The organism is Roseovarius indicus (assembly GCF_008728195.1).
GTDB lineage: Bacteria > Pseudomonadota > Alphaproteobacteria > Rhodobacterales > Rhodobacteraceae > Roseovarius > Roseovarius indicus.
This window is the reverse complement of the sequence record NZ_CP031599.1, coordinates 438,704-450,820: the sequence shown is the minus strand read 5'-3', so window position 1 is coordinate 450,820 and position 12,117 is coordinate 438,704. Positions and strand designations below refer to the sequence as shown.

The window sequence follows — 12,117 nt, the reverse complement described above, 5'->3', positions numbered from 1 at the left end:
TTTGTCATTCACGAAGACAAAAATATCCCGGTCCGCGAATCACTTTGGACTTGCGGAAAATAGCTCCGGACACTACCTTGAAGGTGCTAGAAACAAGTTAGGGTCTCGTGGAGTGGTCGCTTTGCGGGACCTTTTCTTTTGCCTTTTCGTGCCTCCTTCTTTGATTTCTGCTCTTCCTCAGTCTTCCGACCGCTGCTTCCAGCGTTCGTGAAGGTCTTCAATCATGTCATGCACTTGCGTCTCGACCCAATCGGCGAAGTCTCCACCCGCCAACTCGATCGATAGGCCCTTGGCAGTGCGTTTGACCGTGCCGCCGCGTTTGCCGCCGATCTTCAGCGGGACACTGGAAGGTGGGGCAGGGGAGGGCGACTTGGCCGGTTTAATCGCCTTGGTCACAGCCTTTTCTACGGCCAGGAACGCTTGGATGGACGGGTCATTGGTAGAGGCAACGTCATCCACCACCATGGAGGTCTCGGCATTTTCACGTGCCTCTTTCGCGATCCCGATAAGGTCCTCGCGGTCCAGACCATTCTCGTCGATGGCCCGACCAAGGGATTCCCATCGGGGTCGGCCAATGCCATGGGCGGCGCCAATGGCGCGTACCAGATCCGGCCCGACCATGTCCGCGATCGCGATCGCCATAGATATGGACGACTTCGTGACGGTAAGAATTTCTGCAACCTGAGATTGATTTCCGAAGCCGGACGACACAAGGTCCTTTGCGAACAGGGCCTTTTCAATAAAAGACAAATCGCGCCGCCCCATGTTCTCCGAAATCTGAGCACGCAGAGCGCTGTCGTCATCCAGGTTGGTGACTAACGCGCGAACCTTGGTAACCTTATCGGACTGACGGATCGCCTCCAGCCTGCGTCGCCCATAGACCAAAAGGTAGCGATCATCTTCACCCGGCGCACGTCGCACGAGGATCGGAACAGTCTGACCGTTCGCCTCAATCGCATCGCGCAAATCCAGTACATCGGCCGGGTCAAGCCGGTCCGCCATACGCCCGTCTTCGATGCTCGCCGGGTCCAGTTCCCAAACATGATGGGAATCGACCGCGTCGCGGGCGGACCGAAGGGCGCGATTCGAGGTCATCATCGGTGTCACAGCACCTGTCTGAGGGGCAGGGGAGGGGGCCCCAGCTGCCGCGAGACTGTCCAGCATTGACATGCGCTTCTTCTTGCCACTGGTCATGTGCGCCCCCAGGTTTTCTGGATTAGGTCGGCGATCTCGTCATTCAGCGTATTCAGGCTCTCAATCGCGCGATCATAGGTGGAACGCGTGAACGCGCTGCGTTCCACTTCATAAAGTGTCTGCTTGGTCAGGCCCGCATCTGAGATGGCTGTGGACTTCAACATGGGCGAATTCAGCACGGCTTCGCCGTACATTGTTCGCAGGAAAGCCACGATGCGGTTCTGCGGCGCATCCTGCGGCTCGTAGCGGGTCAAAACATAGCGCATCCAGTCATGAGACATGTCAGCGCCGCTCTCGGCGATCACGTCCATGAGGTCGGCTGTCATGCGGAGGAATTGCGACATGGACATCACATCGAGCATCTCTGGATGGATGGTCACCAGAACGCCCGTGGCCGCGGACAGGGCGGACATGGTCAGAAAGCCAAGCTGCGGAGGGCAATCTATGACGACCACGTCGTAGTCCTCATCGACCTGGGCCAGCGCCTCCTTCACGCGGAAGAAGAAAAGTCCGGCATTGCCCTGCGCCAGCGCGCGCGGGGTGTCGTGCTCGAACTCCATCAGTTCGAGGTTGCCGGGGATCAAGTCCAAATTGGGGATATAGGTCTTGCGGATGACCGACCGGATCGGCTCCGGGTCCTCATAGCGGATCGCATCGTAGAGAGTGCCGCCATCTTCGAGGTCCAATTCCGGCTGAACGCCGTGCAGCGCGGTGAAGGAAGCTTGTGGGTCAAGATCAATGCCCAGCACACGATATCCGCGCAGGGCAAGCCGTTGGGCGAGATGGGCAGAGGTTGTTGTTTTTCCGGACCCGCCCTTGAAATTCATCACGCCGATGACCTGAAGATGATCACCTTCTCGTCGTCCGGGAACGTAATCGCCCGGCTTGCGAGCGGTTTTTTCAAGGAGCACACGCAGCGCCTGGATATCCTGCGCCGAGTAAAGACGACGGTTGCCGGCGGTAAGCTCGGGAGAAGGCCCTTTGCCATCCAAGTTGAGTTTGCGAAGATAGGAATCGTTTACGCCGAGCAGCGCCGCAGCCTCACCAGAGGTGAATTTGCGCATGGTCTTCTCGGCATCGGGTGGAAACAGGCTCTCACGTTGCGAATGCAACTGGTTCGCCAGCCATTCCGAATGCTGGCGGATCACCGCGTTGAGATCCTCATGCACAAAGGTATTATCCATCTGCCCTCTCGCTTCCGAGACATCGCGTCTTTGGCGTGTTCACGGAAATTGACGTTTTTTGCCTCGTTTCCGTGACTATTGGCGCAAGAGTCGGATTCGCGCAAGGTTTTTCCACATCTAGTGGGCGAGTCGTCACCGAACACAAGGCTGTTAGGCTTCCTGCTGCATGGTGTAACGCACCGCATCTCACGAAAAGGGACAGGGGAGAACTCTTGTCGGAGGGCTCCAGCATGGCTTTGAGCGCACCAAAGCTTGCCTTTTGGCAGTTCTGGATATACATTATTGGATGTTTATCCATGCCTGAGAGGACAAGATGCAAGTTGCCAAATGGGGAAACTCCCTTGCCGTCCGGCTACCCGCGGATCTTGTGAGGGAACTCGGCTTAAAGGAAGGCGATCAGGTCGATCTGGTAAAGGACGATGGAACCATTCTTGTGAGACGCCAACCTCGCGCCGATGAAGTTCTACAAGGGCTAAGGCGGTTTCGCGGAAAACTGCCCAAGGACGCGCGTCTAAGCCGCGACGCCGCGCATGAGCGCTGAATTCGCAGACACGAATGTTGTGCTCTACCTGCTCGACGATGGTCCAAAGGCTGAGAGGGCGGAGGAAATTCTGGGGCAGGGACCCCGGATCAGCGTTCAGGTCCTGAACGAAGCGATGGTCAATTGCCGACGGAAAGCTGGGCTCAGTTGGGAAGATACCGGAGCGTTTCTTGAGGGTATTAAGTCCTTATGCCCTGTCGAGGGCCTAACGGTTCAAACCCATCAAGTCGGTCGCGCGTTGGCAGAGAAGTACCAGTTATCGGTCTATGACGCGATGATCGTGTCTGCCGCGCTGATCGCTGGGTGCACGACGTTGTGGACTGAGGACATGCACGACGGATTGCTGGTCGAGGATCGGCTGCGCATCGTCAATCCATTTGCCTGACCAGCAACCCAAGTCGCTCCGCCCGTTCCAACAGCATCCTGACGGATGACGGTTGCCAGCTTGTACGTCCCCGTGGAGTCCGCTCACGCATGGCTTCCAACCGGTCGCAGATCGCCTGTAGCGTGATATCCGGGTCCGAACCTTTGATGGCCGCAACAATCGCAGGCAGGCGATCGTCGGTTTCGCGACGTCCAGCGCGTCCAAGCACTTCATCGGGCAGGAACCCGTCCCGCACATATGCTTTCACGGCGCGGAGCAGGCGGCTTTGCGTCCAATGGCGGCTGTGGGGTAGGGGGCCATTGATAATCCGCAGAACGTCTTCCCATGCCATATCGGGGCGCAAGCGGCGCACATGTGGCACCCAATCCTGCGCGGTTTCGTTCAGGCGCGCCATGTAGCCGTCCTGTCGTGCCAACCGCACCTTGCGCAGCGCGGCGGGGTCCTTGGTGCGAAGCCCGGGATTGCCACCAACGCGACCTTTGGCGCGTGCCGAGGCAAGGCCCGCCTTGGTACGCTCGCGGATCAGAGCGCGTTCGAACTCGGCCGCGGCGCCCAGAACCTGCAGCGTGAACTTTCCTTGAGGGGAGGCGGTGTCGATTGGATCCTGCAGCGAGCGGAAGAACGCCCCCTTGCCCTCCAGTCTTTCGATCACCTCAAGCAAGTGCGACAAAGACCGCGCAAGCCGGTCGATCCGCACGACGACCAGCGTGTCGCCCTTGCCAATCCGCTCCAGCACACGTGCAAGCACCGGTCGCGCCCGATTGCCACCTGAGGCGTGCTCTTCAAAGATCTCTATGCAACCCGCAGATTGAAGGGCCTCGGACTGGGGCAGGGGGGTCTGATCCTCTGTGGAGACGCGCGCATAGCCTATCAGGGGCATGGAAAAGAGCCGTTTGCAATTTTATATATTGCCAATAAACGACCGTTTGTAAATGAATGCAAGAGAGTGCTCTCTCGCCCGGCTGGTGCATAATCCCTTGGTTTCCTTGGCTCTGGCGCGATCTGAGGGGTTCCGCCGGCTGTCGCGCGCGCATACTATATAAAGAGCATGGGCAACGGCCAGAAAATCGCTTGGGTAATGTGCATAATATAGGTATTTTGCACATATGAAGCCGCAAGCATCTACTTTTCCTGATGATTTTGACGACCCTTTCATCGCCACCGAGGGGGATGAGGAGGCTCACGAGGACGACCTCTGGTTGTCGCGTTTAGTTCCCGATTTCAATTGAAGCAGTAAGCTGAAACTGAAGCGCTGGAATTTCACCTTAGCGCTTCACCAATGGGTCAAGAATCCTGAGCTTCACAGCCCTGCGGCTTTGGTCAGGTTCACCCGGAACCTGTCGCGCCTGCGCTGATAGCGCCGGGTCATCTCGGCCGACGCATGTCCGAGTTGCTTTTGAACATAGCGCTCATCAACCTCTGCCGACGAGGCGAGCCCGGCACGCAAGGAATGCCCCGAGAACATTGCCAACCGTTTGGCTTCCGGCAAATCGGATCTGATGCCACTCTTCATAACGGTTGCCTTGATCAGTCGCGCTATGTGCTTGTCGGAAAGGCGGGACTCGAGGGCACGCTTGCCGTCCCGCGAGGTGCGCACGAAGACCGGCCCAAAGTCGATCTTCGCAAAGTGTAGCCATTGCTCAAGCGCGTGGACGGGACAGGTCTGGCCGCTTGAGCCACGCCCGACCTCAACCTCGCGCCATCCGGTCTTGGCATTGAGGGTGAGCAGGGCGCCGCCGTCGAAGACTTCGACCCAGCCGCCGGAGTCCGGTGTATCGTCCTTATGCACATCGAGGCAGACCACCTCCGACCGGCGCAGGCCACCTGCATAGCCCAAAAGCAAGATCGCCCGGTCTCGGAGCCCGCGGAGATCGTAGGAAAGGGTGGCCACCATGGCCTGGATGTCCTCAGGCAGGATCGCTTCCTTCTGGACCGGCGGGCGCGCATGCTTGCGTTTGATCCCGGCCAGAACGGTGGCGATATGCCGGTCCTTGCGATCAAGAGTGAACCCGCGCTGTCTGTAGTTCCAGGCAAGCCCCGAGAGACGGCGCTCGATCGTGGAGACCGAAAGGGTAGGGGCCTTCCCGGTTGGTGCAGCCAGATCAGCCACATAAAGTCCAATCATCTCGGGCGCGGGGGGCAGAGGTTCCGTGCCTTTCAACCGGCACCAGCGGCTGAAGTGTTTCCAGTCGGCCGCATAGGCCTTGTTCGTGTTCCCGGCTGTCGAGGCCTCGGCGTAGCCACGGGCGGTATCGATCAGCCGGTCGAGTGCGCCGGAGCCGGCCACATTGGCGGGCAGGGCGATTGAGGCTCGGTCCCGAGAGGTTCTCTTGTCGTGTTCGTCACCGTTCAACGAGTCATAGGACGCTGAGCTCGAAATCTCTGCGCCAGACGCGTCGGAATCCTCGATTTTGGTGCTGTTATTCGTAGGACTGCTCATGTTTTCGAGCATATCATTTTTACGCCCGATAATGCAAGATTATCGGACATCATGGCAAAAGATAGAGCGAGGCGTTTTCTGTGCTATTTTCTGGAGCAAAGCGCCGCGATGGTTTAGGCTTCAGTCATGACATTTGCCCGACCGGAACACTCCATCGACACAGACACTCTACCCCGGATGCCCGCATGGGTCACCTCGGCACGTCCTGAAGCCTTTGAAGATGTGGCGTTTTTATCAGGCGCGGCGCTGAACCACCTGCATCTTGTGTTGGGACGCGAAGAGGTCCCCAAAGCCTTGTTGCGGGATCGGCTGGCGCTGCGAGCGGCCGAGGCATGTGCCGGGTTTTCTGGTCGTCCGGAAAGAGCCCCAGAGCTGCGCGACGCGATTCATCTTCTGCGCCCTGGCGATCTACCTGGTCCCGCGGGGGAAACTTACCTTGCCTGGCGTCGCGCGGTGGAGCGGCCGGTGTCGATCAAGGCTCTGGGCCGAGCCTTGCCGATCTTGGAGTTGGGCCAGATTGCTACATGGCTCGATACGGGGAAGGGAGCGCCGGTGACCCGTGCCGCGATGGCGCTGGATGCTGTCCTGACGGAGGCACCCCGTGCCGAAGTCCCGGCGTTGATCCTCGCGGACGCCGCCCTCGCCCAGGCGCTTGGTTGGGATCATGTCGTGCCGCTGCTGGCCGCGGGTTTGAAACGCACAGACCTGCGCAAGCGGGGTGACGATTTGCGCCTAGCCTGTCATCGCGCAGTGACCGCATCCGCGGTCGAGGCCGCGCGTCTGGCTGTCGATCTCGCGCGTCGGGCTTCGCTTTTGAAAGGAGTTGCACCAAAGCTTCGGGCCAAGGGGGCAGGGGCGGCGGTGAAAATATTCCTGACGCAGGACGCCGTGGCGCCCAGTGCCCTGCCTTTGCCGGACCGCGCGGCGCGGCGGCTCTGTGACCGGCTTGTCGATCTCGGCGCGGTCCGTGAGCTAACCGGGCGCGACACATTCCGGCTCTACGGGGTGTAGCCATGAGCATGGACAGCGAAAGTGGGAACCGGTTTCGCGGTTCGGACATGCGACCGGAAAGGAAGTCGAAGGATCGACCAGAAGCTGAGCTTGATCGCGAGTTGCTCGACCTGCCACCGGAGTTGCGCTGGCGGGAATGGATGCGCCGGATCGAGGCGGTGCTGTTTGCCTCTGCCTCGCCTGTACCGCGCGAGGATCTGGCGCGCATAGTGGGGCAGGGGACTTCGGTTGATCTGCTGTTGGAAGACCTTGCCGCTGATCTGGAAGGGCGGGCGTTCGAGATTGCCATGGTCGCAGGGGGGTGGATGTTCCGGACGCGGCCTGTTTACGCGCCTGCGATCCGCGCCGCAGCGGATGTCGGAGACCAGTTGCTGGACCTGAACGAGTTCGACGTCGCGATTTTGGCGGCCATCGCCTACCACCAGCCGATCACCCGCGATGGGCTCAAAGACATCTTTGGCAAAGAGATCAGCCGGGACCTGATCGGAAGGCTGCATGCGCAGGGTCTGATTGGAACTGGGCCGCGCGCGCCGCGTCGTGGTGCCCCCTATACCTTCGTGACCACAGACGCGTTCCTCGCAGCTTTCGGGCTGGAGAGCTTGCGCGACCTGCCAGATGCTGAACAGCTGAATGATGCCGGGCTGGCCGCGCGCGCCTGAAACTCACCGGGAATTTTTACAGCGCTTGCCGCTGCTGATCGAGCCGCGCGGCCGCCTGAACGAGATCCGCCAAATGCGGGCCAGCGGTGGTAGAGCAAGGCCCAGCTTTGGGCCGAGGCAGGACGGCATCGCTGAAAGATGTGACCAGTCCGCTCCAAGCTGGCGCAGCCTGAACGACGCGTTTCCAATAGATAATCGCGGAACTTCTTCTCTTTTCGAACGGCGTCGACCGCCCTTCCGCCAATTTCTGAAACAGCTGATAGCGATCCCGATGAGAGAGGCGCGCGATGGACATTGGCCGTCGACTAAATTGAAAGCAGGCTGATCCAAGAAGGTCCGGGAGTGATCGCCCCTCTGCCATTCGATGCCCTGATGCCTGCAGACGAAGCAGATCGTCGATCAGACGCTCAAGACGCCGAACCCCATTGGTGGCAGGACGGATGCGTTTGCAGAGGGCCGCGCCGCACCAGGCGCAGATCTGATGCGGCACAAGACGCTTCTGGCTGAACGGAGCCAATCCTTGTCCGCAGGATGGGCACCTGTCCCGAAGTCGGCAGCCGTGGCGAAAGCAAGAAACGCGTGTCGCGAGGCGCCAGTCTCGGCGAAAATAGGGCGTTTCGTCTTCCGTCAGACAAGCGGGACAGAACTGCAGCCAGGTAACCTGCCTCCTGGGTGCGCAACTCTGCTGAGGCGATGCCCGCAGGGGCAAACGCAGCACAGCCAAAGGGTCAGGGGCAATGGTCAGAGCCGCGATGTCTTCCACGGGTATGCCGGTATGCTCTCGCAGAAACTGCAGGATGCGATCGGGCAACGCCCGATCAAGCCGCGCCGACCAGTTCTCACCCGGCGCTCCGAGAAGCGTGCCAAAATAGTGCGGAGGTATGCCGTTCGCGTAGGCGAGGCGGTGCAGCCAACTCGACAGAAGTTCACCTGGTGCGGGCATAATGCTCACTGGCCAACGGCTTCCCGCCACACTTTCATACCGCTCTGCAGATGTGACGGATATCTCGGTCGGCCCAAACCTCATGTCATATCGTGACGCAAAGCGGAATTACGGCGCCTCGAGAGAGGCACATAGCCGAGGTCCCACAGGGTTGCGCCCGTGATCCGGCCCTCACCGCGCGAGATTGCCGCCACTGCGGCACGGGTGACGATCTCGACAACCTCGCCGATCAGCCCCTCTGACAGATCATGGATGATCTTCGCCAAGGGTTCGCGCGACAGATCGGAGGTGTCGGCGAGCGGCAGACTGGCTTCCAGGCTGTCGAGAAGCGTCGCGAATTCCTCGTCATACGGCCATCGTGGAATGGGGATCGTATCGAAACGTGAGCCCATTTCGTCGGTGTCATGCACCGCATCGTAGATCGCGATTTCGCCGACAAGGACTGGTGAGATGTCATGCACCCGTGCGATCCGCCGCAAGAACGAGAAGATGGCCTTCACATCCTGGCGCCGCCCGCGCAATGCGCTGTGGAACTCGTCGAAGATCAAAAGGCGCGGCTTCAGGCGCTCCAGAAGATGATCGACCTGATCGCCGGCGCGGGACAGGCTGCGCCAGCCCGCGGCTTGTGGCGCGCGCAATCCGGACAGGATGCTGGCATAGAAATGCGACAGGCCTGCACCTTCCCGGGTCTGGATCACCCACACCTTTTGCTGGTCGGCGGTACGCAGATGTTCGATGGCGAAGCGTTCGGCGATCATGGTCTTGCCGTTGTGGTAGGGACCGGCAAGCAGCAAACCGCGTGGGCGCAGCGATGGCGGTCGCTCGAGCAGCAGTCGCATCGCGTCATGCGCCGCGCCGGCGGCCGGATGGCTGATCCAGCGCGGCGCGCGAACATGGGCGATCCGCACTGCGTCATCGGCCTGCAAGAGCGGGATTATGGCGGGCATGAGGTGATCCGGCACCCTACCAATCCTCGACAGGGAAGACCCGCCGAGGGCGATCCGGATCGAGCTTTTCTTGGGTCGGGACGGAAGGCGCGGCGAAGTCGGCATAAGGCTTCTTTGCCTCGGTGGCATGCCGGGCGCGGGTCATCTCCTTCAACCGGCTTTTGGGGGTTTTGGCGGCGGCAGCAGTGGCTGCGATTTCGCGTCGGATGGCTGATGCCTCCTGCACAGGGCGCCGCTGGATTTCACGCCGCTGCTGTCGATCCGCCTGGTGCTGCCAAAGCGTGATCGGCTCGGCCAGTCCGTCCCGTCGCCTGACCGGCCGCCAGGCCTGCGTATCCGGATCCTTGACGTAGACATGGCTGATGTCGCGAGGATCATAGCACAGATCGAGCGGCTCCAGCCGGTCACGACGCGCAACCAGCGGGCCAAGCCAGGGCTCGAAATAGTCGATGGCGAAGAGACTGATGCCCTGAGGTGAAATTTTCCGCGTCTTGCGTGGCAGGAAATTCAGCAGCACATCGACAGGCGCATCGATAGGCCGGTCCTTCGGCTGGAACCGATCTTCCCACTCTTTCGCCGGAACGGTCAGCCTGCGCGCATTCTGGCTCAGGTTGTGGTCGATGATCGCGAGCGCGATGCAGCGTTCAAGATCCGCGAAGCTGAGCCGTGCCCGCGCTTCCGAGGCATAGTCGCCCCGATCCGCGATGGAACGCCCCGTCTTGCCGGGCAAGGCGCGTAGCGCGGTGTTCACTTTCCCAAGCAGGCGTTCCACGACTCCGCCCCGATGCACGGTGCCCTTGTTCCGCATGCGTATGGCGATGCCATAGTCCGCGCATCCTCTGCTGAAGGTGCTGCTCTGGAACTCCTTGGCGGAATCGACGACGATTTGCTTCGGGCGACCGTGCATCGGCCAGGCATGATCGATACCGCGTTCTGCCAGCCAGTCAATCTTGCAGCACATCGCGTGCGCCAGACAAAGCGCGACAGACAGTCGTGACGGCCGCTCGAGGGTCAGGCAGAAGCCGATGATCGCGCTCGTGGCCACATCTGCAGCGATGGTCAGATAGGGACGACCAACGAAGACACCGTGGTCATCAATCACCTCAACAAATTGGATGTCTGCCGGCGTGTGATCGATCTGGACAACGTCGAGCGCGTGGTTAGCCCGGATGTAGCCCGGTCGCGGCTTCAGCCGGTGCAGGTGTTTACCATCCGACAGGCGGCGGCGGGCAATTTCTTCCGGGGCGAACAGAATGGGGATCCGCCGGGCGACAGTGACATAGGCGGGTGGAGTGTGCCCTTCCTCTGCGCAGCGGGTGCGGATCTCTTCAACGATCGGTGTAAGGTCCGGCTGCTCCGGGCGCAACCACATCTCCCGCAGGGTCACCGCGATGATGTTCTCGACTGCGGGGTTGATCCTTGGTTGTCTTGTTCCACTCCTTCGCGGCAGAAGGGACGATACCCTGCGCTCTTCCCGATACCGCGCCAGATAGTTGTAGACTTGGCGTGTCGAGAGCCGCAGCTCGGATGCCGCGCGCATCACGGCCTCACGCACCGGCGCCGCTCCGTCAAGAATCCGGTCCAACTCGCGCGCGGTACGCGTCGCCTTGGCCCACGCTTCATCCGAGGCATGCGCTTCGCCGGACGTCATCGATATGAAACTTCCGAGACCGGCTGGGTCATGCGCCAACAGGGCGGCCACTTGCTGAAATACGTAGCCAAAATTGAAGCCTTAAGCTGAAAAATGATGTGTGCTTACCCCGTATCATCCAGAAATCACGTAATAATCATGTGCTGAAATGGTGAAGAAAATGCGACACTGGTTCCTGCCGGGGCCGCTCGAAGAAGAACCGGATGATTTGCCGCCCGGGCCACGGGCGGAACCGTCCGACATTGCTGTCATCGACGACTGGGCAAAGGCGGAAGCGGCTCAGGCTGCGCGGCTGGCAAAGGTGGCTGGACGCCTGGGTGCGCTGGATTACCGCTTGCTGCGTGGCCCGGATGGCTGGAGACATAGACTGGCACTGATCGAGGCGGCAGACCTCAGCTGGCTTGCGGGGGATCGGGTGAGTTCTGACCGCCTCGCTCTTTGGATATCAATGCGATTGTCTGGCGCACAGGATGACCCGAATGCCTTGGCAAGAGTTGGCTGGGCTGTTCGCCGCCTGATGGGTGGTCCGGGTCCGATGGTCGATCTGGCGGCCTTTCTGGACCGCCGCGATCCCGAGAACATCGAGGATGCCACCGAGCGGCTAGAGGAGCGCGCGGGCGGATGGCTGGAGGTGATGAAATCAGCTGTTCATCTACACCCGATCACGCGGGCTTGCATGGGGTTTCACCTCTGGGGCTTGGCGGGTCTCGGGCAACAAGGCGACCAGATCGAAGCAGCCGTTACCGCGGCAAGGATCACGGCCAGCGACGGAAAGGGAGCGAACTTTGCACCACTAGCTATGGGTGGGGCAGGGGGGCTGCGCGCGTCGGGCTTACCACCGGAGCGTCTTGCTCGCTGGCTGGATGGGATGGAGACTGCCTGCCTGACCGCGATGCGGCACTTAGACGATATCGAGACATGGTCAGCGAGAACAGAAGCAGAGATGATCTCGCTCTCAGGCAAAACTCCACCGGCTTTGCGCGCCGTGCTGACCGAATGGCCGCTCCTCTCCGCACCGATGGCCGAGACCCTGACCGGCACCAGCCGTGCGGCGGTCCAGCGGAACCTGACCTGGATGGAAGAAAGGGGATTGGTCCGTGAGGTAACAGGGCAGGGAAGGTTTCGAATGTGGCGGACAGCAAATTAGAATTTGCCTAAATGC

General features: G+C 60.6%; 13 protein-coding genes. 6 read left to right on the top strand and 7 right to left on the bottom strand.

Annotated elements, in window-relative coordinates; all coding sequences use genetic code 11:
- Positions 1–177: 177 nt before the first annotated feature.
- Together repB and repA are read right to left on the bottom strand one after the other, a co-directional pair.
- On the bottom strand, positions 178–1,194 hold the full coding sequence (repB, locus tag RIdsm_RS28520) for a plasmid partitioning protein RepB (protein WP_057821967.1): 1,017 nt from the start codon (positions 1,192–1,194) through the stop codon (positions 178–180).
- Positions 1,191–2,378: a plasmid partitioning protein RepA gene (gene repA / locus RIdsm_RS28515; RefSeq protein WP_027263652.1), complete on the bottom strand. Its 1,188-nt coding sequence runs from the start codon at positions 2,376–2,378 to the stop codon at positions 1,191–1,193. The genes repB and repA overlap by 4 nt, the downstream gene beginning before the upstream one ends.
- 313 nt (positions 2,379–2,691) lie before the next feature.
- Between repA and RIdsm_RS28510 the strand changes: the two genes are divergently transcribed.
- Together RIdsm_RS28510 and RIdsm_RS28505 are read left to right on the top strand one after the other, a co-directional pair.
- Entirely contained in the window at positions 2,692–2,919 is a 228-nt protein-coding gene (locus RIdsm_RS28510; protein WP_009815510.1) for an AbrB/MazE/SpoVT family DNA-binding domain-containing protein, read from the top strand.
- Entirely contained in the window at positions 2,909–3,304 is a 396-nt protein-coding gene (locus RIdsm_RS28505) for a PIN domain-containing protein (RefSeq protein ID WP_057821969.1), read from the top strand. Before RIdsm_RS28510 ends, RIdsm_RS28505 begins: the two co-directional genes overlap by 11 nt.
- On the opposite strand, the gene RIdsm_RS28500 is transcribed toward RIdsm_RS28505, so the two are convergent.
- The gene (locus RIdsm_RS28500; RefSeq protein ID WP_057821971.1) at positions 3,288–4,184 is read right to left on the bottom strand and encodes a recombinase family protein; all 897 of its coding nucleotides are present in this window, start codon (positions 4,182–4,184) and stop codon (positions 3,288–3,290) included. The genes RIdsm_RS28505 and RIdsm_RS28500 overlap by 17 nt on opposite strands.
- A gap of 226 nt (positions 4,185–4,410) precedes the next feature.
- Between RIdsm_RS28500 and RIdsm_RS30835 the strand changes: the two genes are divergently transcribed.
- On the top strand, positions 4,411–4,533 hold the full coding sequence (locus RIdsm_RS30835; protein WP_276509281.1) for a hypothetical protein: 123 nt from the start codon (positions 4,411–4,413) through the stop codon (positions 4,531–4,533).
- A 71-nt stretch (positions 4,534–4,604) separates the two neighbouring features.
- Here the strand turns inward: RIdsm_RS30835 and RIdsm_RS28495 are convergent, their stop codons facing one another.
- The gene (locus RIdsm_RS28495; protein ID WP_231582182.1) at positions 4,605–5,744 is read right to left on the bottom strand and encodes a tyrosine-type recombinase/integrase; all 1,140 of its coding nucleotides are present in this window, start codon (positions 5,742–5,744) and stop codon (positions 4,605–4,607) included.
- A 126-nt stretch (positions 5,745–5,870) separates the two neighbouring features.
- Between RIdsm_RS28495 and RIdsm_RS28490 the strand changes: the two genes are divergently transcribed.
- Positions 5,871–6,755 (top strand): DUF1403 family protein, encoded by an 885-nt coding sequence (locus RIdsm_RS28490; protein WP_037239259.1) that lies wholly within the window; start codon positions 5,871–5,873, stop codon positions 6,753–6,755.
- 47 nt (positions 6,756–6,802) lie between these two features.
- Positions 6,803–7,414: an SMC-Scp complex subunit ScpB gene (gene scpB / locus RIdsm_RS28485; protein WP_037240140.1), complete on the top strand. Its 612-nt coding sequence runs from the start codon at positions 6,803–6,805 to the stop codon at positions 7,412–7,414.
- Positions 7,415–7,430: 16 nt separating this feature from the next.
- On the opposite strand, the gene RIdsm_RS28480 is transcribed toward scpB, so the two are convergent.
- From RIdsm_RS28480 to RIdsm_RS28470, 3 genes are all read right to left on the bottom strand, one after another.
- Positions 7,431–8,357 carry a TniQ family protein gene (locus RIdsm_RS28480; protein WP_074940673.1) on the bottom strand — a complete coding sequence of 309 codons (927 nt, stop codon included), beginning with the start codon at positions 8,355–8,357 and terminating at the stop codon, positions 7,431–7,433.
- 80 nt (positions 8,358–8,437) lie between these two features.
- The gene (locus tag RIdsm_RS28475; RefSeq protein ID WP_051922089.1) at positions 8,438–9,304 is read right to left on the bottom strand and encodes a TniB family NTP-binding protein; all 867 of its coding nucleotides are present in this window, start codon (positions 9,302–9,304) and stop codon (positions 8,438–8,440) included.
- A 16-nt stretch (positions 9,305–9,320) separates the two neighbouring features.
- Positions 9,321–10,955: a Mu transposase C-terminal domain-containing protein gene (locus RIdsm_RS28470; RefSeq protein WP_057822062.1), complete on the bottom strand. Its 1,635-nt coding sequence runs from the start codon at positions 10,953–10,955 to the stop codon at positions 9,321–9,323.
- 148 nt (positions 10,956–11,103) lie between these two features.
- Here RIdsm_RS28470 and RIdsm_RS28465 point away from each other — a divergent pair, with 148 nt between their 5' ends.
- Positions 11,104–12,102, top strand: a complete 999-nt coding sequence (locus tag RIdsm_RS28465; protein WP_074940676.1) for a hypothetical protein — start codon at positions 11,104–11,106, stop codon at positions 12,100–12,102.
- Positions 12,103–12,117: the final 15 nt, after the last annotated feature.